Source organism: Streptomyces sp. NBC_01465 (genome assembly GCF_036227325.1).
Classification (GTDB): Bacteria; Actinomycetota; Actinomycetes; order Streptomycetales; family Streptomycetaceae; genus Streptomyces.
Genome location: NZ_CP109467.1, coordinates 6,800,806 through 6,827,733, shown reverse-complemented (window position 1 = coordinate 6,827,733; position 26,928 = coordinate 6,800,806). Strand labels below are relative to the sequence as shown.

The 26,928-nt window shown below is 70.2% G+C and carries 26 protein-coding genes; 15 read left to right on the top strand and 11 right to left on the bottom strand.

Annotation, left to right across the window (positions count from 1 at the left end):
• The first annotated feature begins 11 nt into the window (after window positions 1-11).
• From OG707_RS32055 to OG707_RS32010, 10 genes are all read left to right on the top strand, one after another.
• On the top strand, window positions 12-1,709 hold the full coding sequence (locus OG707_RS32055; protein ID WP_329124536.1) for a nitrite/sulfite reductase: 1,698 nt from the start codon (window positions 12-14) through the stop codon (window positions 1,707-1,709).
• Window positions 1,706-1,885: a hypothetical protein gene (locus OG707_RS32050; protein WP_329124534.1), complete on the top strand. Its 180-nt coding sequence runs from the start codon at window positions 1,706-1,708 to the stop codon at window positions 1,883-1,885. Before OG707_RS32055 ends, OG707_RS32050 begins: the two co-directional genes overlap by 4 nt.
• Entirely contained in the window at window positions 1,882-2,583 is a 702-nt protein-coding gene (locus tag OG707_RS32045) for a phosphoadenylyl-sulfate reductase (RefSeq protein ID WP_329124533.1), read from the top strand. Before OG707_RS32050 ends, OG707_RS32045 begins: the two co-directional genes overlap by 4 nt.
• A gap of 2 nt (window positions 2,584-2,585) precedes the next feature.
• A complete protein-coding gene (cysC, locus tag OG707_RS32040; RefSeq protein ID WP_329124531.1) occupies window positions 2,586-3,152 on the top strand; it encodes an adenylyl-sulfate kinase in 567 nt (188 codons plus the stop codon).
• Complete coding sequence (gene cysD, locus OG707_RS32035) at window positions 3,152-4,087, top strand: sulfate adenylyltransferase subunit CysD (protein ID WP_329124529.1); 936 nt, start codon at window positions 3,152-3,154, stop codon at window positions 4,085-4,087. The genes cysC and cysD overlap by 1 nt, the downstream gene beginning before the upstream one ends.
• A gap of 2 nt (window positions 4,088-4,089) precedes the next feature.
• Window positions 4,090-5,430, top strand: coding sequence for a sulfate adenylyltransferase subunit 1 (locus OG707_RS32030; protein ID WP_329124527.1), 1,341 nt, complete (start codon window positions 4,090-4,092; stop codon window positions 5,428-5,430).
• A 214-nt stretch (window positions 5,431-5,644) separates the two neighbouring features.
• Entirely contained in the window at window positions 5,645-6,754 is a 1,110-nt protein-coding gene (locus OG707_RS32025; RefSeq protein WP_329124525.1) for an aliphatic sulfonate ABC transporter substrate-binding protein, read from the top strand.
• 33 nt (window positions 6,755-6,787) lie between these two features.
• Window positions 6,788-7,576, top strand: a complete 789-nt coding sequence (locus OG707_RS32020; protein WP_329124524.1) for an ABC transporter ATP-binding protein — start codon at window positions 6,788-6,790, stop codon at window positions 7,574-7,576.
• Window positions 7,563-8,453 carry an ABC transporter permease gene (locus OG707_RS32015; protein ID WP_329124521.1) on the top strand — a complete coding sequence of 297 codons (891 nt, stop codon included), beginning with the start codon at window positions 7,563-7,565 and terminating at the stop codon, window positions 8,451-8,453. Before OG707_RS32020 ends, OG707_RS32015 begins: the two co-directional genes overlap by 14 nt.
• Before the next feature lie 8 nt (window positions 8,454-8,461).
• Window positions 8,462-9,211, top strand: a complete 750-nt coding sequence (locus tag OG707_RS32010; RefSeq protein ID WP_329124520.1) for a sirohydrochlorin chelatase — start codon at window positions 8,462-8,464, stop codon at window positions 9,209-9,211.
• 1 nt (window position 9,212) lies between these two features.
• Here the strand turns inward: OG707_RS32010 and OG707_RS32005 are convergent, their stop codons facing one another.
• The 4 genes from OG707_RS32005 to OG707_RS31990 all read right to left on the bottom strand — a co-directional run bounded on the left by OG707_RS32005 (window position 9,213) and on the right by OG707_RS31990 (window position 14,406).
• Window positions 9,213-11,822 (bottom strand): right-handed parallel beta-helix repeat-containing protein, encoded by a 2,610-nt coding sequence (locus OG707_RS32005; RefSeq protein ID WP_329124519.1) that lies wholly within the window; start codon window positions 11,820-11,822, stop codon window positions 9,213-9,215.
• Window positions 11,823-11,946: 124 nt separating this feature from the next.
• The gene (locus tag OG707_RS32000; RefSeq protein ID WP_329124517.1) at window positions 11,947-12,531 is read right to left on the bottom strand and encodes a TIGR03086 family metal-binding protein; all 585 of its coding nucleotides are present in this window, start codon (window positions 12,529-12,531) and stop codon (window positions 11,947-11,949) included.
• A gap of 69 nt (window positions 12,532-12,600) precedes the next feature.
• Complete coding sequence (locus tag OG707_RS31995; protein ID WP_329128091.1) at window positions 12,601-13,599, bottom strand: ketopantoate reductase family protein; 999 nt, start codon at window positions 13,597-13,599, stop codon at window positions 12,601-12,603.
• Between the two features lie 60 nt (window positions 13,600-13,659).
• Window positions 13,660-14,406, bottom strand: coding sequence for a hypothetical protein (locus OG707_RS31990; protein WP_329124515.1), 747 nt, complete (start codon window positions 14,404-14,406; stop codon window positions 13,660-13,662).
• Between the two features lie 131 nt (window positions 14,407-14,537).
• Between OG707_RS31990 and OG707_RS31985 the strand changes: the two genes are divergently transcribed.
• The 3 genes from OG707_RS31985 to OG707_RS31975 are packed head-to-tail and all read left to right on the top strand — an operon-like array spanning window position 14,538 to window position 17,108.
• Window positions 14,538-15,380 (top strand): aldo/keto reductase, encoded by an 843-nt coding sequence (locus OG707_RS31985; RefSeq protein ID WP_329124513.1) that lies wholly within the window; start codon window positions 14,538-14,540, stop codon window positions 15,378-15,380.
• A complete protein-coding gene (locus OG707_RS31980) occupies window positions 15,377-16,174 on the top strand; it encodes an ABC transporter ATP-binding protein (protein WP_329124511.1) in 798 nt (265 codons plus the stop codon). Before OG707_RS31985 ends, OG707_RS31980 begins: the two co-directional genes overlap by 4 nt.
• Before the next feature lie 58 nt (window positions 16,175-16,232).
• Window positions 16,233-17,108 carry a transglutaminase-like domain-containing protein gene (locus OG707_RS31975; RefSeq protein WP_329124509.1) on the top strand — a complete coding sequence of 292 codons (876 nt, stop codon included), beginning with the start codon at window positions 16,233-16,235 and terminating at the stop codon, window positions 17,106-17,108.
• On the opposite strand, the gene OG707_RS31970 is transcribed toward OG707_RS31975, so the two are convergent.
• Window positions 17,092-17,643, bottom strand: a complete 552-nt coding sequence (locus tag OG707_RS31970; RefSeq protein ID WP_329124507.1) for a DUF1697 domain-containing protein — start codon at window positions 17,641-17,643, stop codon at window positions 17,092-17,094. The two genes, OG707_RS31975 and OG707_RS31970, sit on opposite strands and share 17 nt — an antisense overlap.
• A 202-nt stretch (window positions 17,644-17,845) precedes the next feature.
• On the opposite strand from OG707_RS31970, the gene OG707_RS31965 reads away from it, so the two are divergent.
• On the top strand, window positions 17,846-20,128 hold the full coding sequence (locus OG707_RS31965; RefSeq protein ID WP_329124506.1) for an MMPL family transporter: 2,283 nt from the start codon (window positions 17,846-17,848) through the stop codon (window positions 20,126-20,128).
• A gap of 6 nt (window positions 20,129-20,134) precedes the next feature.
• Here OG707_RS31965 and mgt read toward each other — a convergent pair whose 3' ends face one another.
• From mgt to OG707_RS31945, 4 genes are read right to left on the bottom strand one after another with little or no spacing between them, the layout of a single operon-like run.
• Window positions 20,135-21,370: a macrolide-inactivating glycosyltransferase gene (gene mgt / locus OG707_RS31960; RefSeq protein WP_329124504.1), complete on the bottom strand. Its 1,236-nt coding sequence runs from the start codon at window positions 21,368-21,370 to the stop codon at window positions 20,135-20,137.
• 44 nt (window positions 21,371-21,414) lie between these two features.
• Window positions 21,415-22,716 carry an ABC transporter substrate-binding protein gene (locus tag OG707_RS31955; RefSeq protein ID WP_329124503.1) on the bottom strand — a complete coding sequence of 434 codons (1,302 nt, stop codon included), beginning with the start codon at window positions 22,714-22,716 and terminating at the stop codon, window positions 21,415-21,417.
• Window positions 22,716-23,549 carry a carbohydrate ABC transporter permease gene (locus tag OG707_RS31950; RefSeq protein ID WP_329128090.1) on the bottom strand — a complete coding sequence of 278 codons (834 nt, stop codon included), beginning with the start codon at window positions 23,547-23,549 and terminating at the stop codon, window positions 22,716-22,718. Before OG707_RS31950 ends, OG707_RS31955 begins: the two co-directional genes overlap by 1 nt.
• Before the next feature lie 2 nt (window positions 23,550-23,551).
• Window positions 23,552-24,469, bottom strand: a complete 918-nt coding sequence (locus OG707_RS31945; RefSeq protein ID WP_443071424.1) for a carbohydrate ABC transporter permease — start codon at window positions 24,467-24,469, stop codon at window positions 23,552-23,554.
• A 142-nt stretch (window positions 24,470-24,611) separates the two neighbouring features.
• Between OG707_RS31945 and OG707_RS31940 the strand changes: the two genes are divergently transcribed.
• On the top strand, window positions 24,612-25,463 hold the full coding sequence (locus tag OG707_RS31940; RefSeq protein ID WP_329124501.1) for a phosphotransferase enzyme family protein: 852 nt from the start codon (window positions 24,612-24,614) through the stop codon (window positions 25,461-25,463).
• Window positions 25,464-25,476: 13 nt separating this feature from the next.
• Here the strand turns inward: OG707_RS31940 and OG707_RS31935 are convergent, their stop codons facing one another.
• Both OG707_RS31935 and OG707_RS31930 read right to left on the bottom strand, forming a co-directional pair.
• Entirely contained in the window at window positions 25,477-26,181 is a 705-nt protein-coding gene (locus tag OG707_RS31935; RefSeq protein ID WP_329124499.1) for a 3'-5' exonuclease, read from the bottom strand.
• A gap of 88 nt (window positions 26,182-26,269) precedes the next feature.
• Window positions 26,270-26,926, bottom strand: coding sequence for a methyltransferase (locus OG707_RS31930; protein WP_329124497.1), 657 nt, complete (start codon window positions 26,924-26,926; stop codon window positions 26,270-26,272).
• Window positions 26,927-26,928 lie beyond the last annotated feature (2 nt).

The window sequence follows — 26,928 nt, the reverse complement described above, 5'->3', positions numbered from 1 at the left end:
GACGAACCACCATGGCCGCCACCCCGGAAAAGCCCGCTCCAGCCACGCCCCGCCGCAAGCCGGGCCGCCACCGTGGCGAAGGCCAGTGGGCCGCCGGCCACTTCACCCCTCTCAACGGCAACGAGCAGTTCAAGAAGGACGACGACGGTCTCAATGTGCGGACACGCATTGAGACGATCTACTCCAAGCGCGGATTCGACTCCATCGACCCCAACGACCTGCGCGGGCGCATGCGTTGGTGGGGTCTCTACACCCAGCGCAAGCCCGGGATCGACGGCGGCAAGACCGCGATCCTGGAGCCGGAGGAGCTGGACGACGAGTACTTCATGCTCCGGGTCCGGATCGACGGCGGCCGGCTGACCACCGAGCAGCTGCGGGTCATCGGCGAGATCTCCGTGGAGTTCGCGCGCGGGACCGCCGACATCACCGACCGGCAGAACGTCCAGTACCACTGGATCCGCATCGAGGACGTCCCCGAGATCTGGCGCCGGCTGGAGGCCGTCGGGCTCTCCACCACCGAGGCCTGCGGTGACACGCCCCGCACCATCCTCGGCTCGCCCGTCGCCGGTGTCGCCGCCGACGAGATCATCGACGGTACGACCGCGATCGACGAGATCCACCGCCGGTTCATCGGCAACCCCGACTACTCCAACCTGCCGCGGAAGTTCAAGACCGCGATCTCGGGCTCCCCGCAGCTCGATGTGGCGCACGAGATCAACGACATCGCGTTCGTCGGCGTGAACCACCCCGAGCACGGCCCCGGCTTCGACCTCTGGGTCGGCGGCGGCCTCTCCACCAACCCCAAGCTGGGTCAGCGCCTCGGCGCCTGGGTGCCGCTGGACGAGGTGCCTGACGTGTACGGCGGTGTCATCGGCATCTTCCGCGACTACGGCTACCGGCGGCTGCGCACCCGCGCCCGTCTGAAGTTCCTGCTCGCCGACTGGGGCACCGAGAAGTTCCGGCAGATCCTCGAGGACGAGTACCTGGAGCGCAAGCTTCTCGACGGGCCCGCGCCCGAGCAGCCGGCAGGCACCTGGCGCGACCACCTCGGCGTGCACCGGCAGAAGGACGGGCGTTTCTACGTCGGCTTCGCGCCGCGCGTGGGGCGTGTCGACGGCCCGACTCTCGTACGGATCGCGGAAGTTGCGAGCGAACACGGCTCGGGGCGGCTGCGTACCACCACCGAGCAGAAGATGATCGTGCTCGACGTGGAGGAGGCCCAGCTCCCCTCCCTGATCGCCGGGCTCGAAGCGCTCGACCTCAAGGTCAACGCCTCCCCGTTCCGGCGCGGCACCATGGCCTGCACCGGCATCGAGTTCTGCAAGCTCGCCATCGTCGAGACGAAGGCGCGTGGCGCCTCCCTCATCGACGAACTGGAGCGCCGCATCCCGGACTTCGACGAGCCCATCACCATCAACATCAACGGCTGCCCCAACGCCTGCGCCCGTATCCAGGTCGCCGACATCGGTCTCAAGGGCCAGTTGATGCTCGACAAGGACGGCAACCAGGTCGAGGGCTTCCAGGTGCACCTCGGCGGCGCACTCGGTCTCGAGGCCGGTTTCGGCCGCAAGGTCCGTGGTCTGAAGGTCACTTCGGCCGAGCTGCCCGACTACGTCGAGCGCGTCCTGATCCGCTTCCAGAAGGAGCGCGAGGACGGCGAGCGCTTCGCGACGTGGACCGCGCGCGCCTCCGAGGAGGCCCTCTCATGAGTGAGCGAGCCGCACCGTTCTACTGCCCGTACTGCGGAGACGAGGATCTGCGCCCCAACGAAACGGGGCACGGAGCCTGGGAATGCGCGGCGTGCAATCGCGCATTCCAGTTGAAGTTCCTCGGGCTCCTGACCCGGGGTCTGCAACGCAACGACGTTGAAGGGGACGGGATATGACGAGCACTCTGGAGACCGAAGATCCGAAGGCCCTCGCCGAGCGCGCGGGCCGCGAGCTGGAGGACGCCTCTCCGCTCGAGATCCTGAAGTGGGCCGCCGACACCTTCGGCAAGCGCTTCTGCGTGACCTCCTCCATGGAGGACGCGGTCGTCGCCCATCTCGCCTCCCGCGCCATGCCCGGCGTCGACGTCGTCTTCCTCGACACCGGCTACCACTTCCCCGAGACCATCGGGACGCGTGACGCGGTGGAGGCCGTGATGGACGTCAACGTCATCACGCTGCTTCCGTGGCAGACCGTCGAGGAGCAGGACGCCGAGTACGGGCCGAAGCTGCACGACCGGGACCCCGACCTCTGCTGCTCGCTCCGCAAGGTCAAGCCCCTGGAAGACGGCCTCAAGAACTACGGCGCCTGGGCCACGGGCCTGCGCCGCGACGAGTCGCCGACCCGGGCGAACACCCCCGTCGTCGGCTGGGACGAGAAGCGGCAGAAGGTCAAGGTCTCGCCGATCGCACGGTGGACTCAAGAGGACGTGGAGGCGTACGCCGCCGAGCATGGCGTCCTCATGAACCCGCTGCTCATGGACGGTTACCCCTCCATCGGCTGCGAGCCGTGCACCCGCCGCGTCGAGGAGGGCGAGGACGCCCGCGCCGGACGCTGGGCCGGGCGCAACAAGATCGAGTGCGGGCTGCACGACTGACGATGACGAAGATTCAGGAGAACGAGATGACGACGGACCAGGGAGCCACCATCTGGCTCACCGGTCTGCCGAGCGCGGGCAAGACCACCATCGCCTACGAGCTGGCCGACCGGCTCCGCGGCGAGGGCCACCGGGTGGAGGTGCTCGACGGCGACGAGATCCGCGAGTTCCTCTCCAAGGGGCTCGGGTTCTCCCGCGAGGACCGGCTCACCAACGTCCAACGCATCGGTTTCGTCGCGGAGTTGCTCGCGTCGAACGGTGTCAAGGCGCTGGTCCCGGTCATCGCCCCGTACGCGGACAGCCGCGAGGCGGTGCGCAAGCGCCACCAGAGCGAGGGCACCGCGTATCTGGAGGTGCATGTCGCCACTCCGGTGGAGGTCTGCTCCGTACGCGATGTGAAGGGTCTGTACGCCAAGCAGGCAGCCGGCGAACTCACCGGTCTCACCGGGGTGGACGACCCCTATGAGGCCCCCGAATCGCCCGACCTGCGGATCGAGTCGCACCAGCAGACCGTGCAGGAGTCCGCTGCGGCGCTGCACGCGCTGCTCACCGAGAGGGGCCTGGCCTGATGACGACCTTCGCCACTGTCAGCGAGGGGACGGACAGTCCCTTCGCGCTCAGCCACCTGGACTCGCTGGAGTCGGAGGCGGTGCACATCTTCCGTGAGGTGGCGGGTGAGTTCGAGCGGCCGGTGATTCTCTTCTCCGGCGGCAAGGACTCGATCGTCATGCTGCACCTGGCGCTGAAGGCGTTCGCCCCGGCGGCCGTGCCCTTCTCGCTGCTGCACGTGGACACCGGGCACAACTTCCCCGAGGTCCTCGCATACCGCGACCGTACGGTGGCCGAGCACGGCCTGCGCCTGCATGTCGCCTCCGTCCAGGACTACATCGACCGCGGTGTCCTGCGCGAGCGCCCGGACGGGGTACGCAACCCGCTCCAGACGCTCCCGCTCACGGAGAAGATCCAGGCCGAGCGCTTCGACGCGGTCTTCGGCGGCGGACGGCGCGACGAGGAGAAGGCCCGCGCCAAGGAGCGCGTCTTCAGCCTCCGTGACGAGTTCTCCGCCTGGGACCCGCGCCGCCAGCGCCCCGAACTGTGGCAGCTCTACAACGGCCGCCACGCACCCGGCGAGCACGTCCGCGTCTTCCCGCTCTCCAACTGGACCGAGCTCGACGTCTGGCAGTACATCGAGCGCGAGGGCATCGAACTCCCCGAGATCTACTTCGCCCATGAGCGCGAGGTGTTCAAGCGTTCCGGGATGTGGCTGACCGCAGGTGAGTGGGGCGGCCCGAAGGAGAGCGAGAGCGTCGAGACGCGTCTCGTGCGCTACCGGACCGTCGGCGACATGTCCTGCACCGGGGCCGTCGACTCCGACGCCACCACGCTCGATGCCGTGATCACCGAGATCGCCGCCTCCCGGCTCACCGAGCGGGGCGCCACCCGCGCCGACGACAAGATGTCCGAGGCCGCGATGGAAGACCGCAAGCGCGAAGGGTACTTCTAGACATGACCACCACCGCCGAGCACCTTTCGGCCACCACCCTGCTGCGCTTCGCGACCGCGGGCTCCGTCGACGACGGCAAGTCCACCCTCGTAGGACGCCTCCTCCACGACTCCAAGTCGATCCTCACCGACCAGCTGGAGGCCGTCGAGAGCGCGTCGCGCAACCGCGGTCAGGAGACCCCCGACCTGGCGCTGCTCACCGACGGGCTGCGCGCCGAGCGCGAGCAGGGCATCACCATCGACGTCGCGTACCGCTACTTCGCGACCGCCCGGCGCCGCTTCATCCTCGCCGACACCCCCGGGCATGTGCAGTACACCCGCAACATGGTCACCGGCGCATCCACCGCCGAGCTGGCCGTGGTCCTGGTCGACGCCCGCAACGGAGTCGTCGAGCAGACCCGCCGGCACGCCGCGGTCGCCGCCCTCCTGCGCGTCCCGCACGTCGTCCTCGCCGTCAACAAGATGGACCTCGTCGAGTACGCGGAGCCCGTATTCGCCGCCATAGCCGAGGAGTTCACCGCGTACGCCGCATCGCTCGGCGTCCCGGAGATCACCGCGATCCCCATCTCCGCGCTCGCGGGCGACAACGTCGTGGAGCCCTCCGCGCACATGGACTGGTACGGCGGCCCGACCGTCCTGGAGCACCTGGAGACGGTCCCGGCCAGCCACGACCTGACCGCCTGCCACGCCCGCTTCCCGGTCCAGTACGTGATCCGCCCGCAGACCGCCGAGCACCCCGACTACCGGGGTTACGCGGGCCAGATCGCCGCCGGAGCCTTCCGCGTCGGCGAGCAGATCACCGTCCTGCCCTCCGGCCGCACCAGCACCATCGCCGGGATCGACGCGCTCGGCCAGAGCGTCGACATCGCCTGGGCCCCGCAGTCCGTGACGCTCCGCCTCACCGACGACATCGACGTCTCGCGCGGCGACCTCATCGCCCCGAGCAGCGACGCCCCCGCGCCCACCCAGGACGTCGAGGCGACCGTCTGCCACGTGGCCGACCAGCCGCTGAGCGTCGGCCAGCGCGTGCTGCTCAAGCACACCACCCGCACGGTCAAGGCGATCGTCAAGGACATCCCGTCCCGGCTCACGCTGGACGACCTGTCCCAGCACCCGAACCCGGGGAAGCTCGTCGCCAACGACATCGGCCGGGTCGTCGTACGGACCGCAGAGCCGCTCGCGCTCGACGCGTACGCGGACTCGCGCCGCACCGGATCCTTCCTGCTCATCGACCCCGCGGACGGCACCACGCTCTCCGCGGGCATGGCGGGCGACGCCTTCGCCGCCACCGCCGGGCAGGTCCACGAAGCCGTTCAGCAGGACGAGGAGGGATGGGACTTCTGATGTCCGGTTCCAGGGATTTCTACACGGATTTCGCGAAGGAGGGCGGCCGCGTCGGCAGCGGCGCCCTCGGCAGCGGACAGGGCGGGGTCGCCCGATGTGCGTGATGACGTACGCGCACTGCCTGCGCGCCCCGATGCACCTGCACTCGTACCGCCGAAGACCTGCCGACTGCCCGGACTGAACTGACCCCGGGCCAACGAGAGGAAGACCTCCCGTGCCTGCCAGCCGTATCACCCTGCGCCGCAGCCTCGCCGCTGCCGCCGCCCTCCCGATCCTCGCCGTGGCGCTGACCGCCTGCGGCTACGGATCCGACAAGAAGGACGACACGAAGGCCGCGGCCACCGTGGGCGGCAAGAAGCTCTCCGCCGACACCGTGAAGATCGGCTACTTCCCGAACCTGACGCACGCCACCGCACTGGTCGGCGTCCAGGAGGGCCTGTTCCAGAAGGAGTTGGGCGGCACCAAGCTGAAGGCGTCGACCTTCAACGCCGGCCCCTCCGAGATCGAGGCGCTCAACGCCGGGTCGATCGACATCGGCTGGATCGGCCCCTCCCCCTCCATCAACGGCTACACCAAGTCCAAGGGCCAGAGCCTGCGCATCATCGGCGGCTCCGCGTCGGGCGGTGTGAAGCTCGTCGTGAACCCGGACAAGATCAAGTCCCTGGACGACGTCAAGGGCAAGAAGATCGCGACCCCGCAGCTGGGCAACACCCAGGACGTGGCGTTCCTCAACTGGATCGCCACCAAGGGCTGGAAGGTCGACGCGAACAGCGGCAAGGGTGACGTCTCCGTCGTCCGTACGGACAACAAGGTGACCCCCGACGCCTACAAGTCCGGTTCCATCGACGGCGCCTGGGTGCCGGAGCCGACCGCGTCCAAGCTGGTCGCCGCAGGCGGCAAGGTGCTCCTCGACGAGTCGGACCTGTGGCCCGACAAGAAGTTCGTGATCACCAACATCATCGTGTCGCAGAAGTTCCTCAAGGAGCACCCGGACGTCGTCGAGGCGGTCCTGCGCGGCTCGGTGAACACCAACGCCTGGATCAAGGCCAACCCGGACAAGGCGAAGGCCTCCGCCAACGAGGCTCTGAAGACGCTCTCCGGCAAGGCGCTGCCCACCGACGTCATCGACCCGGCATGGAAGTCCATCGAGACGACGGACGACCCGCTGGCCGCGACGCTGACCTCCGAGGCGGACCACGCGGTGAAGGCCGGTCTGCTGGAGAAGCCCGACCTGGCCGGCATCTACGACCTGACGCTGCTCAACAAGGTCCTCAAGGCGGCGGGTCAGCCCGCGGTCGCCGACGCCGGTCTCGGCGTCAAGTAACCACCGCACACCCGCTCCCAGGAGGTGACGACCATGGCCACAACCCTCGCCAAGGCCGACGACCGCACCGCGGTGACGCACGCGGCACGGATCGAGCACGTCTCGAAGTCCTTCGGCGGCCCCGCCGGGCCCCAGCTCGTCCTGGACGACATCACCCTCGATGTCGCACCGGGCGAGTTCGTCACCCTCCTGGGAGCCTCCGGGTGCGGCAAGTCCACGCTGCTCAACCTGGTCGCCGGGCTCGACCTGCCGTCCTCGGGGTCCATCGAGACCCCGGGCGGCCGGCCGGCCCTGATGTTCCAGGAGCACGCCCTGTTCCCGTGGCTCACCGCGGGCAAGAACATCGAGCTGGCGCTGCGGCTGCGCGGCGTACCGAAGGACGAGCGCCGCGCGGAGGCGGAGCGGCTGCTCGGTCTCGTACGGCTCGACGGCTCGTACGGAAAGCGGGTGCACGAGCTGTCGGGCGGTATGCGACAGCGCGTGGCGCTCGCCAGGGCGCTCGCCCAGGACAGCCAACTCCTGCTGATGGACGAGCCGTTCGCGGCCCTCGACGCCATCACCCGGGACGTCCTGCACGGCGAGCTGACCCGCATCTGGCGCGAGACGAACGTCTCCGTCCTCTTCGTCACGCACAACGTGCGCGAGGCCGTGCGCCTCGCCGAGCGCGTCGTACTGCTCTCGTCGCGGCCCGGACGGGTCGCGCACGAGTGGACGGTGGACATTCCGCAGCCGCGCCGCATCGAGGACTCCGCGGTCGCGGAGCTCTCGGTCGAGATCACCGAACAACTGCGTGGGGAGATCCGCCGCCATGGCCAGCACTGAGACAAAGGCCGACGCCAGGGCCGACGATCTGGCGGGGCTCGAAGCGGGCCTGGACGCGCTGGACGCGGTGCAGTCGCACCGGGTGCCGGTGCGCGAAGTACTCGTCAAGAAGATCCTCCCGCCGGTGGTCGCGGTCGTCCTGGTCCTCGCCGTCTGGCAGATCCTGATCTGGGCGAAGGTCACCGACGACTACAAACTGCCCTCGCCCTCACAGGTCTGGGACGAGGTCACCAACGCCTGGGCGCAGGGCACCCTGCTCGAATACATCTGGACGTCCGTCTCGCGCGGTCTGCTCGGCTTCTTCTTCGCCCTGGTCATCGGCACCCCACTGGGACTGCTCGTGGCGCGGGTGAAGTTCGTACGGGCGGCGATCGGCCCGGTCCTGTCCGGGCTGCAGTCGCTGCCCTCGGTGGCCTGGGTGCCGCCGGCGGTGATCTGGCTCGGCCTCAACGACTCGATGATGTACGCGGTGATCCTGCTCGGCGCCGTCCCCTCGATCGCCAACGGCCTGGTGTCGGGCATCGACCAGATCCCGCCGCTGTATCTGCGGGCCGGCCGGACGCTCGGTGCGACGGGGGTGCGGGGCGCCTGGCACATCGTGCTCCCGGCCTCGCTGCCCGGTTATCTGGCGGGGCTGAAGCAGGGCTGGGCGTTCTCCTGGCGCTCGCTGATGGCCGCCGAGATCATCGCCTCCTCGCCCGATCTGGGCGTGGGCCTGGGGCAGTTGCTGGAGCAGGGCCGCGAGACGAGCAGCATGTCGACGGTCTTCCTCGCCATCTTCCTGATCCTGATCGTCGGCATCGCCATCGATCTGCTGGTCTTCAGCCCGCTGGAGCGGCGGGTGCTGCGCAGCCGCGGTCTGATGGTCAAGAGCTGAGTACGCCGATGCCCCGTCCCGTCCTCCTCGTCGTCGCCCACGGCAGCCGCGATCCGCGGCACGCGGCGACCGTCCACGCGCTGGTTGGGCGTGTGCGGTCGCTGCGTCCCGGGCTGCGCGTGGAGACGGGGTTCCTGGACTTCAACGTGCCGTCCGTATCAGGGGTGTTGGAGTCCCTGGCGGCGGAAGGCGTACGGGACGTGGTGGCCCTCCCGCTGCTGCTCACCCGCGCCTTCCACGCCAAGTCCGACATCCCGGCGGTCCTGAACGCGGCCCCGCCGCGGCTGCGGATCCACCAGGCGGAGGTCCTCGGCCCTTCGCCGCTGCTGAACGCGGCGCTGGAGCGCCGGCTGTACGAGGCGGGGCTCACCCCCGCCGACAAACGCTCGACGGGGCTGGTTCTGGCCTCGGCGGGCTCCACGGACCCGGAGGCGATCGCAGTGATCGCTGAAATTGCGCGGGAGCTGCGGCACACCGGTTGGTGCGCCGTGCGGCCTGCGTTCGCCTCCGCTGCTCTGCCCCGTACCGAGGACGCGGTACGGGAGATGCGGGCGTCCGGCGGCGTCGAGCGGATCGCCGTCGCCCCGTACGTCATCGCACCCGGCCGCCTCCCGGACCGTATCGCTACGGGGGCCCGGGAGGCGGGCGCGGACGTGCTGGCCCAAGTGCTCGGCCCCGCGCCGGAGTTGGCGCGGCTGCTGCTGAGCCGTTACGACGAGGCGCGTACTCCTCTGCTCGTCCCGGCGCTCAGCGCCTGACTCACCCCGCCGTGGTGGTCCCGGTCGCCGTCGCGGCCGGTCCGGCGCCGGCCGCGGTGACCGCGGCCACCGTGACCGTGTACTTCGTGCCGGGTGTCAGACCGCCGACCACCCGGAACATGCCCTTGGCGGTGGGCTGGCCGACGAGCGCGTCACGCCCGTTGACCTCGATCGTCCGTCCGTCGGAGACCGTGAGGCGGTAGCCGATGACCTTGGCGTCGCCCATGGCCGCGGGCGGCGTCCAGGCCACGGTGACCGCGTTCGCCGACGTCCGCAGTTTCGCCCCGGTGGGGGCGGCCGGCAGGGCCGTGACCGCGGTCGGGGCGAGCGGGGCGGAGGTCAGCGAAGGGGAGCTGGTGCCATGGGAGTTGGTGGCGGTCACCGTCACCGTGAAGGGGCCGCCGGTCAGCCCGTCGATCCGTACGTACGCGAGCCGCTTGTAGTCGGCCGCGCTGATCGTCGCCGCGCCCGCCTCGGTGCCGTCGGCGCGCAGTGCCGTCGCCGTGTAGCCGGTGACGGGTGAACCGCCGTCCGCGTACGACGGGTTGAAGGTGACGAGGAGGGCGTCCGCGCCGGCCGTGCTGGTGCCGATGCGGGAGGGCGCCTCGGGGGCGGAGACGGCTGCGGTCCGCGCGGAGAGGATCCCCCGGTAGGCGGGTTCGATGCCGGCGTTTGCGATCACGCCGGCAGGGGCGTCGGCGGGACTGGTGATGATGTGGTTCCCGGTCGTCACCAGGCCCTTGTTGTCGCCGTCCCCGGTGCCTTCCTCCCACCAGTTGCCCTTGACGAGCGTCGGGTCCTTGTTGCCGAGCTGGTCGCGGTAGTCGGTGTGGCTGCTGGCGACGTTGGCGTAGGAGGCGGCATAGAGGACGTTGCCCTCGACGGTCTCGTACGTGCACCCGTTGTCCGTGTAGACGCTCTTGCCCAGGCCCCACTGGTCGTGGATCACGTTGCCGGTGACCTTCTCGCCGTCGGCGAGGGAGGTGCCGGTCAGGCCCTGGGTGTAGATGCCGCCGCCGTCGTCCAGCATCTGCATGTAGTCGAAGATGAGGTTGTCGCGCACCGCGTTGTCATGGCTGGCGTTGGGCGTCGCGGGCGAGCCGATCTTGTCGGGCCAGCCGCCCCAGCCCATGGAGATGGCGCTGTAGGCGAGGTGGTCGAGCTGGTTGTGCGCGATGGTGTTGTGCTGGGTGTAGCCGTTGAGGATGCCGACCGCGCCGTGGTACTCGCGGGGCAGTCCGTAGAGGTGATTGTCCGTCACTTCCACGCCACTGGCCGGGGTTTGGCCGTCGACGCCGCCGATCTCGATGCCGTTGCCGGAGATGTCGGTGAAGACGCTGCCGCGCACCCGGGAGTCCGTGGTGCCCGTGCCGAGTTCGAGTCCGGCCGCCCCGAGGTGGGTGAACTGGCTGCTCTCGAAGGTGATGCGCTGCCCGTACGTGAACGAGACGTTGCCCGGCATCTTGGTCCAGGAGGCGAAGGGGCAGCTGCCGCCCTCGACGAACCCGCACAGTCCCTGGGTGGCCCAGCCGGTCGGACCGGTGATGGTGTAGCCGGCCTGGATCTCGGAGAAGCCCTCGGGCTGCGAGGGAGTCAGCCAGGTCGCGTAGCTGAACTGCAGCCCCTGGAAGGCGACATCGTGGACGGGGGCCGCGGCGGTTCCCCGGCCGTCGACGAGCTTCTCGGCGGCGGCTGCCTCGACGTCCGCACGGCGCAGGTCCTCGCCCTTGCGGGGCAGGTAGTAGACGCGGTGCGCCGAGCGGTCCAGGTACCACTCGCCGGGCTGGTCGAGGAGTTCGTAGGCGTTCTCGATGTACGACGCCTTTCCGCTGTTGGTGAGCTTGCCCGGGCCGACCATGGAGACGGTCCGGCCGGGGATGTCGGGGAACTCCACGCGCTTGGTGGAGTTGTCCCAGCACGGCTGGACCATGGTGAGGGTGGTTCCCTCGGCGGAGGCGATGCGGCAGCGCGGTTCGGTCCACTGGCCGAGGCCGTTGCGCTCGACGTTCCAGAGCTCTTCGCCGCTGGTGTAGACGAACTCGGCGTCGGAGGGGTGGCGCCAGTGGGCGATGGTGTCGGAGGAGGCGGTGTACCCGGTCGGGGTGACCGTCAGGTCGACGGGGACCTCGCCCCTGGCGCGCTGGGCGCGCACTCCGTCGACGTACAACTGCCGTGTGTCGGTGAGGCCTTGGGGCGCGGGCGCGGAGTAGAGGCCGGGGCGCCCGCGGACGGGGCTCCAGCCCGACACCTGCTTTCCGCCGCTGATGACGGTGGATCCGGTGCCCTGCCAGACGATGCGGTGGCCGTTCCGGCCGGAGTCGCGGGCGTCGAGGACGAGGGGCTTCGTCATCCGGTACGTGCCGGAGGCGAGGCGGACGGTGAGGTCGCCGTCGTAGTGGGCGGACCGGGCGCGGGCGAGGTCGCGGGCGCGCTCCAGTGTGCGGACGGGGTGGCGGGCAGTGCCCTGGCCGTGGTCGTCGCCGTGGGGCGAGACATAGACGTCGGCCGAGTGCGCGGGGGCGGCTCCCGCCGCGGTCAGGCCCTGTGGAACACCGAGCGTGAGTACTGCGGCAAGAGCCGCCACAAGCGCGGCTCTTCGTGGTGCGGGCATCGTCCCTCCCGTGGGATCAGCCTCGTAAGGTACGGGAAAGGTAGGATGCTTTACGTGCCACGGTCAATGATTCTGCCAATAACTCCCTAGTGGTGGTGCGGAAGTTGAGTCACTCATCGGACGACTAGCTGGCCTTCCACTGCGGGTCACGACCCGAGTGGGCGAGCGCGCGCTCGAAGGCGGTGGCGCTGTCGGGGAGTTGGACGGGGTCGGCGAAGCCGTCGTACTGGCGGTAGATCTCGGCGTACTCGTCGACGACGCCCAGCAGCATCTCCCCCGCCGCGTCGGAGATCCGGATCTCCTGGCCGGTGGCCCGGGCGACGTCCCAGCCGTGCACGGCCATCTCCTTGGTGACCATCGCGGCGATCGAGGCGGCCGGCATCGCGGACCCGCCGAGATCGACGTCGCCCTCCCAGACGGCGGGGTCGGCCCAGGCGGCGACGGCGCGGTCCAGCTGGGCGGCGTACTGCTCGGCCCAGTCGGGGTCGGCGGTGAAGTCGCGGGCGGTGAGCGCGTCGGGCAGGGGGGTGCGCAGGGCGCGGTGCTCCAGACCGTGGGAGGTGTAGAGCACCCAGTGGTTGACCAGGGCCCGGGTGTCCCAGTCACCGCAGGGGGTGGCCGGGGAGTCGAGCTGGTCGGGGGTGATGGCGCGGGCGACGCGGGCGGCTTCGGCGGCGCATTCGATCATGTACGGGTACGTGGTGTTCATGACTGCCACGCTAGGTCCGGGCGGGTGCCCCGGTCTTGAAGAAATGCGACACCGCCCGCCCTCCGTCCGTCAGCTCTCCTCGTCCACCAGCGCCTCCAGCTCGGCGACCGGCATCGAGCCCGCCTCCCTGCGCTCGCGCGCGAACGCGTTCGCCACGCGCTGCAGTACGTCGTTCACCGGGGTCGGCACCCCGTGCAGCCTGCCGAGGAGCGCGATCTCGCCGTTGAGGAAGTCCGCCTCGATCGTGCCCGTACCCCTGCTGAGCGACTGCCAGGAGGAACCCGCGCTGCGAGCCCTGCCGCCCACGACCTTGAAGCCGATCTTGTCGCCGCGTGCGCGCTCCCCCTCGGCGTCCGGGATCGGATCGATCCCTGCGGCCGTGAGCACCGCCCGGCCCTCGGACTGTGCCCGCCGATAGAGCGGGACCATCTCGTCGCGCATCACACCGCAGGCCGCCTCCATGGCGTTGCCGATGTTCCCCAGGAGCTTGGCGTACTTCCAGCGCATCACGTCGGGGACCACGGGTGCCTCGAAGGGCGCCTTCTCCAGGTCGCGGGAGATCGCGTAGGCCGTCTCGTCGACGCCCGAGGGATAGCGGCCGATGTGCAGCATCCCCGTCAGCGGGGACCCCGGCGCCCCGACGAGGCCCGGCTCCAGGAAGGTCGCCGGGAGCCAGACACACATCCCGTACACCCGGCGGAAGCGCCGGAGCGCGAGGCGCTCGCCCTCGACACCGTTCTGCGCGCAGACCACCGGGAGTCGCTCGCCCGCCGTGCCGCCGCCCGACACCGGGCGGCCGGCCCAGGCGTCGAGCGCGGCGACACTGTCCTGAGTCTTCACCGCGAGGAACAGCACGTCGTCCGGGCCGAGTTCGAGCTCCTCGGGCCCCCGGACCACGGGCAGCGGATGGGTCCGCATCCCCTCGTGGCCCTCGACCCGCAGGCCGTCCGCGCGGATCGCCTCATAGTGCGCCCCGCGCGCGACGAGCACCACGTCGGCGCCGCTCTCCGCCAGCCGGCCGCCGACGACTCCGCCGATGGCCCCCGCCCCGATGATGATGTAGCGCATCCGCACTCCAATCGTCGGCAAATGGCCAGCCTACGGAGGCAGTTCACGGCCGGGCAACGGTCACCGGGTCACGGCTTGCCCAAACGCGTTGCCGGTCACCGTGACCTGCCGACCCTGACTCGTGGTCGTCGACGCGGTGCTCAGACAGCTGCCCGACGCCGGGTCGGTGACGGTCGGCAGCGTGCCCGTGGTGCTGACTCCGGCCTCCGTGCCGACCGGCTTCCCGTACGTCACGGTGACCTGCTGGCCGCAGCCCGCCGTCACGTACGGCTCGATGAAGCCGCCGTCGGACTTCTTGAACCGGCCGGACGCGGCGGGCAGCGAGAAGCTCCCGATGTGGGCGACCACAGCGCCGGTCGACGCGTTCACGACGTCGCCCGTCATCAGCTGGGTGTCCCCGGTGACGCTCGCCCGCTTGAGGTCGAGGGTGTACATCGTGCCCTTGGTGTACGCGAACCGAACGGCGCAGCTCACGCCCGCACCCCCGTCGGCGCCGTAGCTGCAGTGGCTGTCCGTGGTGGTGGCAGCGGCGTTGAAGGAGCTGAACACCGCCTGGAGGTTGGGGTTTCCGGCCGCGTCGACCGGCTTGGGCTGGAAGCCGGCGTACGGCCGTGTGCCGCTCTCCAGCGTCGTGTAGTACGCGAAGTACATACCGGCCGCGTCGGGCGCCGACTGGAAGGCCATCGGGAGCTCCAACTCGCTCACCGGGCCTGGTGCATTCGTGGTCCAGCTGCTCGTCGGCGTGGACGCCCACGACTGTCCTGCCGTACCGAGCACGAGCAGTCCGGCCGCTCCAGCGACTGTCATGAACCTGGCAACACGAGACACGTCATTCCTCCTGGGGTGGGGCACAGCGAGGGGTTCACCCGAAGCATGTAAGCGGTTGCTGTCCGACCGCAAGAGGGGGCGGAAAGTTTCTATTCGTTACTGTCAGGCGCATGATCCAGGAAAGCTTTCTGCTCGGCGGAGACCTGCCCGTACGGCGCCTCGGCTACGGAACCGCCCAGCTCGCGGGCCCCGGCTACTGGGGCCCGCGCGGCGACCGCCAGGACGCGCTCGCCGTCCTGCGCCGGGCCGTCGAGCGCGGGGTCACCCTCATCGACACCGCCGACAACTACGGGCCGGACGTGGCCGAGGAGCTGATCGCCGACGCCCTCCATCCGTACGCGGAAGACCTGGTGATCGCGACCAAGGGCGGCGTCGTCCGTACGGGACCCGACGCCTGGCACATCGCCGGACGCCCCGAGCAGCTGCGCGCCATGTGCGAGGCGAGCCTGCGCCGCCTGCGCACCGACACCATCGACCTCTACCAGCTGCACCGCCTCGACCCGGACGTACCCCTGGCCGACCAGCTGGGCACGCTGGACGCGCTCCGGCAGGAGGGCAAGATCCGGCACATCGGTCTGGACACCCTCACCGCGGACCGGCTGGAGCAGGCACTCTCCCTGACCGGGATCGCCTCGGTGCAGAACCGCTTCAACCTCATCGACCGCGAGTCCGCGGACGTCCTGAAGGTGTGCGAGACCCACGGCCTCGCGTTTCTGCCCTGGTTCCCGCTGGCCAACGGCGCGCTGACCGGCGAGGCATCGTCGAAGCTCGCCACCATCGCCGACCACCACGGCGCGACCCGGGGCCAACTCGCCCTGGCCTGGCTGCTGCACCACTCCCCCGTCACGCTGCCGACCCCCGGAACCGGGTCGGTCGCCCACCTGGACGAGAACCTGGACGCGGCGGCCCTGCGCCTGTCCGAGGACGAGATCAAGGAGCTGAACGAGCTGTGACAGCGAGCACCACCACGGTGATCAGGGCGGACGACGTCGATGTCGTACGGGACGGAAAGCTCCTCCTGGACTCGGTCTCCCTGACCGTACGGAGCGGCGAGCACTGGGCGCTGCTCGGTGCGAACGGCGCAGGCAAGTCGACGCTGCTCGGCCTGCTGGGCGCGGTCACGCACCCGACGCGCGGCACCGTGGAGATCCTGGGCCACACGCTGGGCCGGGTCGACCTGCGCGAACTCCGTACGCAGCTGGGCCACATCAACCCCCGCCACCCCCTGCACTCGCCGCTGCGCGTGCGGGACGTCGTACTCACCGGCCTCACCAACTCCATTGAGCCCGTGCCGCGTTGGTCCCCGACGGCAGCCGATGTCGCCCGCGCCGAGCGGCTGCTGTCGATGCTGGGCATGGGCGGGGAGAAGGCGGAGTCGCGCTGGCCGACCCTCTCGCAGGGCGAGCGCGGCCGCACGCTCATCGCCCGCGCGCTGATGCCGAGCCCGCGTCTGGTCCTCCTGGACGAGCCCGCGACCGGGCTGGACCTGGCCGCGCGCGAGCAACTGCTCAGCAGCCTGGACGACTTGCGCGCCGAACACCCGGAGCTGGCGACGATCCTGGTCACCCACCATCTGGAGGAGCTCCCCGCGTCGACGACGCACGCGATGCTGCTGCGGGAGGGCCGGTGCACGGGATCGGGGCCCGCGGACGAGGTGCTGACCACGGACGGGGTCAGCAAGTGCTTCGACCATCCGGTACGGATCTCGCGGACGGACGGGCGCTGGGCGGCACGGGCCGACCGTTGACCCTGCCCCAGGGGCAGAGCACATCCTCGGTCGCAGCCGGACGACCCGAGGAGGACGTATGACCGTCAGCACGGAAGAGCTCGACTTCTACCGCACCCAGAGCGTGTTCAGCGCCCCGGACACTGCGGCACTCCCCACCGGCAGCCCGCGCGAACTCGCCGCACTCGTACGGAACGTGCTCATTCACCGCGAGGAGGGCGGCCTCTTCGGCTACGCCCTGCCCGAGGAGCGGCGGAACGAGGCCGAGACGCGGTACGCCGCCGGCATCCTCGCGATCGTCCGCTCCCGGAGCCCCGAACCGCTCGCCGCGGAACGCGCCCCCGGTGAGCGGTTCGCGGGCACCTGCCGGGACTTCGCCCTGCTGCTCTGCACCCTGCTGCGGGCCTCGGGGACACCGGCCAGGATCCGCTGCGGCTTCGCGGGCTACTTCGGCGAAGGGGGCTTCCACGACGACCACTGGGTGACGGAGTACTGGGACGCCGCGTACGGCTGGCGGCTGGCGGACGCGCAGCTGCCCGGGGTGTACGCCACGGACTTCGACCCGCTGGACGTCCCGCGTTCGGAGTTCCTCGTCGCGGGCGAGGTCTGGCAGCGCATCCGGCGCGGGGATGCCGACCCCGAGACGTTCGGGGTGCAGGTCGTGGGGATCTCGGGGACCTGGTTCGTACGGAGCAATGTCGTACGGGACCTGGCGGCGCTCTGCCGCGTCGAGGTGCTGCCCTGGGACGGCTGGGGGCTGACGGACCAGCCCGAACTGGTGCTGTCGGAGACTGAGTTGGAGGTGTTGGACGCCGTCGCGGAGGCCGGGGTCCGGGGTGGTCCGCTCGCCGGGCTGCTGAAGCTCCACGAGGGGCACGACCAGCTGCGCACCCCGGACGAGATCACCTCGTACACCACCTACGACGGCGTCCGGAAGGTCACGCTCCGCCGGTGAGCTCCACCAGCTTGAGGACGGTGTTCCAGTTGCGGGAGGTGCCGGTGATGCCCTTGTTGACCGAAGGCCTGCCCAGCACCTCCCCGAGCTTGGAGCGCCCGAGGCCGTCGGGCGCGTACAGATAGAGCGCCTGGTCACCGAGCCGGAACTCCTCGGGGAGGAAGGCCTGTTGGTCGATGCCGGCGAACCGTTCCTCGGTGACCGGCCCCGAGAAGTAGGTGACGTGCAACTGCTTGGCCTCGAGCTCGGCGGCCGGGAAGGGGCAGTCCTCGGCGACGGCCCGCAGATAGGGGCCGCCGCGCACCAGGCAGGGGACGTCGAAGCCGAAGTGCGAGGCGATGGCGCGCTCCAGGTCGTCGGCGAGGGCGTCCTGGTCGTCGCTGTCGCTGGTGAAGACGGCGTTCCCGCTGTTCAGATACGTGGCGACACCGCCATGACCCAGCCCGGAGAGCACCTTTTTGAGCTCCGCCATCGGGACCTTCTTCTTGCCGCCCACATTGATGCCGCGCAGCAGCGCCGCGTACGTCGTCGTCATGCGGACGAAGATAGACCGCCTCCGCCCGCTTTACGTGTAGGGGGCCCGAGTCCGCCCTGGTAGGGATGCACCCCCACCGCAGGGAGGAGAAGGACGGCCCCGGGTTCAGCAGGGAGTACGACGAGACGGTCTTATCGCGCCCATACCTTCGGAATGTGAGGCGGCGCAGTGCCGTCACCGCCATCAAGGGGGCAGGGCCGTCATGGCAGTTGGGGATACGAAGGTGCGCGGCCTGGCCGCCAGGGCCGGAGGCTGGAGCGCCCGGCACCGCTGGGCCGCAGTGGGCATCTGGGTGCTCTTCGTGGTGCTGGCGATGGGGATCGGCACTGCGGTGGGCCGTGCGGACGTCAACCAGAGCGACGGGCTGTCCGGCGAGACCAGCCAGGCCGCGAGCATCATCGACGACGCGGGGCTCAAGGAGCCGGCCGGCGAGACCGTACTGGTCCAGGCGAAGGGGACGGACGCACGGGCCACCGACGCCGAGTTCCACCGGGCCGTGGACTCCGTGATGAAGGCGGTCACGGACACGGGAGCGGTGGACTCGGTGAAGTCGCCGTACGCCACCAAGTCCATATCGAAGGACGGGCGTTCGGCGCTGGTCCAGTTCCATGTCAAGGGTGACGCCGACACCGCGTCGGACCGGATCGATCCGGTCCTGAACGCGGTGAAGAAGGTGCAGGGCGAGCACCAGCAGCTGCGGATCGAGGAGATCGGCAGCGCGAGCATGAACAAGACGTTCAGCGACGCGTTCGGCAAGGACTTCGAGAAGGCCGAACTCTCCGCCGTGCCGGTCGCGTTCGGGATCCTGCTGATCGCCTTCGGCGCGCTGGTGGCGGCTCTGCTGCCGGTGGCGCTGGCGGTCTCCGCGATCATCGCGACGATGGGCCTGATGGCCGTCGTCAGCCATGCGATGCCGATGAGCGACACCGCGAACTCGGTGATGCTCCTGGTGGGTCTGGCCGTCGGTGTCGACTACTGCCTGTTCTATCTGCGGCGTGAGCGCGAGGAGCGGGCGGCCGGGCGCGACGCGCAGACCGCGATGCGGATCGCGGCGGCCACCTCCGGGCGGGCGATCATCGTCTCCGGTGTGACGGTCTGTGTCGCGATGGCGGGGATGCTCTTCACCGGTATCGCCGAGTTCAAGGCGATGGGGCTTGCCTCGCTGATGGTGGTCGCGGTGGCGATGGTCGGCTCCGTGACCGTACTGCCCGCGCTGCTCTCGCTGCTCGGCGAGCGGGTCGAGAAGGGCCGCATCCCGTTCCTGAACCGGATGAAGCGCGGCAAGTCCAACGGCAACGGCGAGAGCCGGATCTGGCGTGCGGTGCTCGGCGCCGTCCTGCGCAGGCCGAAGATGGCCCTGGTCGTGGCGGCGGGCGCGCTGGCCGCGATCGCACTGCCCGCCGTGGGCATGCACACCCAGAACCTCACGCTGGACCAGGAGTTCGGCAACAAGCTCCCCATCGTCGTGACGTACCAGAGCGTGAATGCGGCCTTCCCGGGCGGCGCCGACCCGGCCAATGTGGTGATCAGCGCCAAGGACATCAACGCGCCCGAGGTGCGGCAGGCGATCACCGACTTCCGTACGCAGGCGATCAGTTCGGGTGCCTCTCAGGGCCCGGTCGAGCTGACCGTGCACAAGCAGGAGAACGTGGCGACCATCGACGTACCGCTGGTCGGCGGCTCCGACCAGAAGAAGGCGGAGAAGAGCCTGGCACTGCTGCGCGACCACGTCCGCCCCGACACCCTCGGCAAGGTCTCCGGGGTCAGCGCCCCGATCACGGGCAGTGTCGCGGGGTCGAAGGACTTCAACGACCAGATCGTCGGCTCGGTGGTCCCGGTCTTCGCCTTCGTGGTCGTCTTCGCCTTCCTGCTGATGCTGCTCTGCTTCCGGTCGCTGACGATCGCGGTCACCTCGATCATCCTCAACCTGCTGTCGGTGGGCGCCGCCTACGGCATCCTGACCGCCGTCTTCCAGCACGGCTGGGGCGCCTCCCTGGTCGGCGCGGAGGGGGTCGGCGCGATCATCTCCTGGCTGCCGCTCTTCCTCTTCGTGATCCTCTTCGGGCTCTCGATGGACTACCACGTCTTCGTGGTCTCCCGGATCCGTGAGGCACGGGTGCAGGGGCGCAACACCCGGGACGCGATCCAGCACGGTGTCGTCACGACGGCCGGTGTGGTGACGAGCGCGGCGGTCATCATGGTCGCGGTCTTCGCGATCTTCGGAACGCTCTCGATGCAGTCCATGAAGCAGATGGGCGTGGGCCTTGCGGCCGCCGTACTGATCGACGCGACGATCATCCGGGGTGTGCTGCTCCCGGCGGTCATGGCACTGCTCGACGACCGCAACTGGTACTTCCCGAAGTGGCTGCGGTGGCTGCCCGACCTCACGCACGACGAGGCGGTCGCCCTCCCGGCCGAGTCCGGCGCCGTCTCCGTACCCCTGCAGAAGGACGACGACGAACCGGACCGGCGCGTGAAGGTCTGACCCCGGTCAGCTCTGACGAGCGGGCAGTTCGGCCTCGATGAGGTCGGCTGCCCGCTTCGTGCCGCCCTCGCCCGCCATCTCGGCGCGGATCTTCGCGAGACGGCGTGCGACCTCGGGGTCGCCGGCCACGGCCAGGACCGCCTCGCGCAGCGTCTCGGCGGTGGCTTCCTCGGCGGGTACGTGACGGGCGACACCCAGCTCCTGGAGTACGGCCGCGTTGCCGAACTGGTCGACGGCCTGCGGGACGGCGACCATCGGGGTCCCGGTGGAGAGCCCCTCACTGCTGCCTCCGGCACCCGCGTGGGTGATGAAGGCGTCGGCCTGGCGGAGGATCGCGAGCTGCGGGACCCAGGAGTGGACCTCGAAGTTGCCGGGGATCGTGCCGAGTTCGGACTCCTCGACGTGTGCGCCGATCTGCAGGACGACGTGCCAGCCGGGCAGGTCGCCGAAGGCCTCGATGCACGCGCGGTAGAAGCCGGGCTGCTTGGTGAAGGCGGAGCCGAGCGAGACGAGCAGCACCTTGTCGGCTCCTGCGGGGCGCCGCCAGTCGCCCTGGCCGGCGCTTTCGGCCCCTTCCACCCCTTCGGCCCGGCAGGGGCCGACGAAGGTGTAGACGGATTCGTCGACGCGGTCGGCGTTCGGCTGGAGCGCCTTGGGGATCAGGACGACGGAGCGGCGGGGGCGGCCGACGAAGGGGTCGGGGTGCTCGTCGATGCCGTTGGACTCCAGCCAGGCGCTGAACTGCGCGTAGTAGGCGCGGCCCCGCTCGGTCGCCATGAGTCCGGCGACCATGGGCTCGGAGACCTCCTTCTCGTACCCCTCCCAGGCGACCAGGTTCGGGGAGAGCGAGACGTCGGGGACGCCCCAGCGGCGGGAGAGCACGATCGCCGGGTACGAGGAGATGTCGTGGATGACGAGGTCGGGGACGCCGACGCCGCCCTCGCCCTCGTGCGCCTCGACGAGCTGCGGCAGGACCTGCATCGCGTCGTTGAGGAATGTCTCGAAGTAGTCGATCGCCTCCGCGCCCCAGGCATCGGGGTCGTCGTCGGTGGGGAGCGTCGAGGTGTAGACGACCGGTTCGGCGCCGGTCTCGGCGACCTTGTCGGCGAAGGCGGCGGGGATGCCGTAGGTGACGCGGTGCCCCCGGGCGACGAGCTCCCGGATCACTTCGAGGCTCGGGTTGAAGTGCCCGGCGGCGGCGATGGAGAACATGGCGATATGGGCACGCGGCGTTGAAGTCATGCCACGACCATAAACGAGACGAGACGTCTCGTCCAGCTCTATTTTCAGCGCTGGTAGCGGGCGAGCACCAGGTTGCCGTCCTTCACCAGACGTTTCTCCAGCTCAGCGGTGTCGATCGCACCGCTGTAGTACTCCTGGAAAGCCGGGGTCGCGATCTTGTCCTTCCACTCGGGATAGCCCCGCACCGACTGCGCGGGGGCCGGGCGCAGATACGCGGCCAGCGCGGTGCCCGTCGCCCAGCCGTCCTTCTCCGTGTGCAGCGCCGGATCGGCGAGCGCCTCGGTGGCGGTCGGCAGCATCCAGTCGCCCTTGGCCAGGCGCACCATGTTCCGCGGCTGGAGCATGAACTCGACGAACTCCATCGCCTCCTTCTTGTGCTCGCAGTCCTCGGAGACGGAGAGCGTCTGCGGGCTCACTCCCTGCGCCAGGCCCGCGCTGCCCGCCGGGGCGGGCAGCACCATCCACTCGAAGCCCTTGGGTGCCTGCTGGACGATCTGCTGCCGGTAGGAGAAGCCGAGCGGCACCATCGCGTACTTGTTGCCGAAGAAGCCGGGCAGCGTGTCGGAGCCGCCGCTGCCGAGCGTCGTGGTGGGTGAGCTGTGGTCGGTGTTGATCTGGGCCTGGATCGTGCCGGGGACCACCTGGTCGCCGGCGGTGAACCGGACCGTCACCTTGCCGTCCTCGCCCCGGTGGAAGAGCTCGCCGCCGGCGGAGAGACCGAGGTTGAGGGTGACGGAGACGGGCTCCTTCAGCGGCCAGGCGACGCCGAACTTCCCGTCGCCGCTCAGCTCCTTGGTGACGCTGCGGAACTCCTCCCAGCTCCACGGCTTGTCGGGCGTCGGGATGCGTACGCCGGAGGACTTGAGCCACTTCGCGTTGGCGATGATGACGCGCGGCTCCTGCAGGAAGGGGACGCCGTACACCCCTTCGCCGAACGTCGTCGTCTCCCAACTCCTCGCCGGGATGTCCGACTTGAGGCGGGCGGACAGCAGCGGGGTCAGATCGGCGAGATAGCCGCCGTACGCGAAGTCCGCGAGGTCGTCGGATGCGTCGTGGATGATGTCGGGGGCCTCGCCGCCCTCGAAGGAGGTCAGCAGCTGGTCGTGGACGCTGTCCCAGCTGCCCTGGATGTACTTGACCTGGACGTCGGGGTGAGCGGCGTTCCACTCCTTGACGAGCTCCTTGTTGGCGGCGACGGACTCCTCCTGCCAGGCCAGCGACTGGAACTGGAGGGTGATCTTCCCGCCGGAGCCACTGCTGTCGTCCGAGCAGCCCGCCGCGGCGGGCAGCAGGGTGAGGAGCGCACCGGCGAGGGCCTGGCGCCGGGTGATCTCGGGTGATCGCATCAGCTCTTCACCGCCCCTGCCAGCATTCCGCCGGTGATCCGCTTCTGGATGATCGCGAAGATGACGAGCGAGGGGATCGTCGCCAGGAACGCGGCCGCGGCGAGCGGCCCGAGGTCGGCGACGCCCTCCGCGCCGAGGAAGTGCGTGAGGACGACCGGCAAGGTCTGCTTCTCCGGGGTCTTGAGCAGGACGAGCGCGAAGAAGAACTCGTTCCATGCGGTGATGAAGGCGAAGAGCGCGGTGGCGACGAGCCCGGGCGCGAGGAGAGGCGCCGTGACCGAGACGAGCGTACGGAGCTTGCTCGCCCCGTCGACGGCGGCGGCCTCCTCCAGCTCGGGCGGCACGGCGCGTACGTACCCGACGAGCATCCAGAGCGCGAAGGGCAGCGACCAGACCACGTAGACCATGATCAGCCCGGGCAGGGAGTTGATCAGGTAGAGGTTCTTCAGGATGAGGAAGAGCGGGATGATGATCAGGACGAACGGGAACGCCTGGCTCACCACGACCCATCCCGTAGCCGCGGTCGAGAGCTTGCTGCGGTGCCGCGCCATGACGTAGGCCATCGGGGTCGCGATGACGACCGCGATCAGGGCGGCGGAAACCGCGGCGATCAGGGAGTTGAGCGCGGCGTGCAGCAGGGGCTGCTGGTCGAAGGCGTCGCGGAAGTTCTGGAGGGTGGGGTCCTTGGGGATCCAGGTGGGGTGCAGCGTGGCGAGCTCGCGCGGCGGTTTGAAGGCCGTGGAGATCAGCCAGGCGAAGGGGAACGCGATGAAGATCAGGTAGCAGAGCAGCGCCACGTACTGTCCGGCGCGGGCGGGCTTGCTGGTGCGCAGGCTCACTTCTCCTCGCCTCCCCTCAGTCGGCCGACGAGATAGACGGCGAGGATCACGGAGATCACCGCGACCATCACACATCCCATGGCGGCCGCGTATCCGAACTGGCCGTAGCGGAAGGCCTCTTCGTAGGCGAAGAGCATCGGGAGACGGGTGCGTCCGCCGGGTCCGCCGTTGGTGAGGACGTACACCAGCGCGAATGAATTGAAGTTCCAGATGAAATTGAGCGCGGTGATGGAGAGCGCGATGGGTTTGAGCGCGGGCCAGGTGACGGTACGGAACCGCCGCCAGGCTCCGGCCCCGTCGATCGCCGCGGCCTCGTGGAGCTCGTCGGGGGTGTTCTGCAGTCCGGCCAGCAGTGCGACGGTGGTCTGCGGCATCCCGGCCCAGACGCCGACGAGGATCACGGCGGGGAGCGCGGTGGAGAGGCCCGAGAGCCAGTCGCGTCCGTCGCCGAGGCCCAGATTCCGGATGGTCTCGTTGAGGATTCCCGCGTCGGGGTTGTAGACGAGCCGCCACATGATGCCGACGACGACCTCGGGCATCGCCCAGGGAATGATCGCGAGCGCCCGCGCCAGCCAGCGGAAACGCAGATTCTGGTTGAGCAGGAGGGCGAGGCCGAGCGCGAGGACGAACTGCGGGACGGTCACCCCGACCGCCCACAGCAGCCCGATCCTGAAGGAGTCCCAGAACAGGGTGTCGTGCAGCAGGTCCTGGAAGTTGAGCAGTCCGACCCACTCGGTGGGCTGGGTGCGTCCCGACTGGGAGTCGGTGAACGCGAGCGCGATGCCGTACAGCAGCGGGCCGACGCTCAGCACGAGGATGGGAATCAGCGCGGGCAGCACCAGGAACCAGGCACCGTGATCGGGCTGCTTCCCCGTGCGCGTACCGGACCGCGCCGTTGCGGTCGTTAATGTCACGTTTTTGACTCCTTCGGGCGGCTCATCCTGTTCTGGCCGCCCCGGCGGCCCCCGCCATGGTCCTGACGGGCCGTCGGTTCGTCAAGGCAACCTGCACAGATGCGAAACTTGACCGGCCGACACGATCAACAGGAGACAGCAGATGGACGAGTCACGGGCACGCGACGTACTGGCGGCGGCAGGCCTGGAGCGGGACGCGGAGCTGCTCGCTCTCGGCGAGAACGCCGTCTTCGCGACCGGTGGCCTGGTCGTCAAGGTGGGCCGCGACGCGGAGCTGCTCCCCCGCGCGGAGCGCGAACTGGCCATCGCCGCCTGGCTGGCGGAGACCGGCGTCCCCGCGGTCCGCGCGGCCGAACCGAAGCCGCTGCTCGCCGACGGCCACCCCGTCACCCTCTGGCACCGCCTCCCCGATGCGGTACGCCCGGCCGAACCCGCCGATCTGGCCGCCCTCCTGCGCCTGATCCACGCACTCCCCGCCCCCTCCTTCGCCCTTCCCCGCCGCGAACTGCTCGGCGGCGTCGAGCGCTGGCTGCGCCTGGCCGGCGACGCGGTCGACCCGGCGGACGCCGCCTACCTGCGCGCCCGCCGCGACGGCTTCGCCGAGGCCGCGGCGGCCCTCACACCCCACCTCCCGCAGGGCCCGATCCACGGCGACGCGCTCCCCCGCAACGTCCACATCGCCCCGTCGGGTCCGGTCCTGGTCGACCTGGAGACGTTCTCCTCGGACTTCCGCGAGCACGACCTGGTGGTGATGGCGCTCTCCCGCGACCGCTACGGACTGCCCTCCGACTCCTACGCGGCCTTCACCTCCGCCTACGGCTGGGACGTGACCGAGTGGGACGGCTGCGCGGTCCTGCGCGGCGCCCGCGAGACGGCGAGCTGCGCCTGGGTCGCCCAGCACGCCCCGACCAACCCCAAGGCCCTCGCGGAGTTCCGCCGGAGGGTCGCCTCCCTCCGGGACAACGCCCCGGAGGTCCGCTGGCACCCGTTCTGACAGGGCGCCGGGGTCAGCGCGGGACCGAACTCGCCTCGCGCAGCGGCCAGTCGGCGGGGATCACCGCGTCCGCGTTCCCCTTGCGCCGCAGGAACGCCTGGAAGTCCGTGGCCCAGTCCGCGTACCACCCCACCTGCTGCCGGTGCAGCTCCGCGAGGTCGGTCGCGCCCACCTGGCGGTGCCGCTCGGCTATGGCGACGGCCACCCGCACCGCGGCCAGGGCGTCGGCCCCCGCCTCGTGCGCCCCGTCCAGCACCACCCCGTACTCGGCGCAGCTCGCCTCCAGGGTCCGCTTGCCCCTGCGGTACTTGTCGACGGCCCGGTCGATGGTGAGCGGGTCGAGTACGGGCGCGGCGCCGGTCAGCGGCTCCAGGCCGTGCCGCCGCAGCTCGGCGTCGAGCAGCGTCAGATCGAAGGCCGCGTTGTACGCGACGACCGGCACGCCCTGCGCCCAGTACTCCCTCAGCACCCCGGCGATCTCCGCGGCGACCTCGCGGACCGGCCGCCCCTCGGCCGCCGCCCGTGCGGTGGTGACTCCGTGGATCTCCGCGGCCTCGTCCGGAATGGGCACTCCGGGATCGGCGAGCCACTCCAGGCGCCGCACCAGCCTCCCGTCGAGCACCTCGACCACCGCGGCCGTCACGATCCGCGACTCACTCGGCTCGGTCCCGGTCGTCTCCAGATCAAAACCGACCAGCGTCTTGCGGTGCCAGCTCATCGCGGCCCTCCTTCATGGTGCGTCCCCAGTTGACAACCACCTTCGCACGCACCACTGACAACGCCCCCACGCGGGGGATCGGCGAAGATCACGGACCGACCGTCCCCGCCTGGAGGACGTCGTACCCGACGAACGTGAACATGCTCGCCCCCCGTTCGAGCGGCAGCGGCGTACCCGTGAAGCGGTGCGCTCCGACGCCGAAGCCCGCGTCGGGCTCGGACAGCCACAGGCGCTCGAAGCCCCGGGACTCCAGCCAGTCGCAGATCTGCGGGAACCGGTCGGGGGCCTTGCGGTTGCGGGTCCAGACGAGGGTGGCCCCCTGCGCGCAGAGCCGGGTGGCGTGGTCGACCGTGCGCTCGATGTCGGCGAGGGTGATGTTGCCGAAGAGCCCGCAGATCAGGACCAGGTCCGCCGGGGTCATGTCCGCGTACTGGTCGGTCAACGAGGCGTCCCCCGCGACGACTTCGACCCGGTGGAGTCCTGCCGCCTTGACGGTCTCCGCGGCCGCCGCCACGTTCTGCGGGTCCAGCTCGACCAGCCGCGCGCTGACGTCCTCGCGCCGCGGGTGCTCCGCCAGTACGGGAAGAAGGTCGCGCCCCTGCCCCGCGCAGAGGCTGACCGCGCGCAGCGGGCCCGGCGGTGCGGTGTCCAGGGCCAGCCGGATCCGGTCGCGGACCGCGGCGAGCCTGCGGTGGAGGAAGGAGTCGGGTTGATCGTAGGCGTCGTGCCAGCGCTGCCAGTCCATGG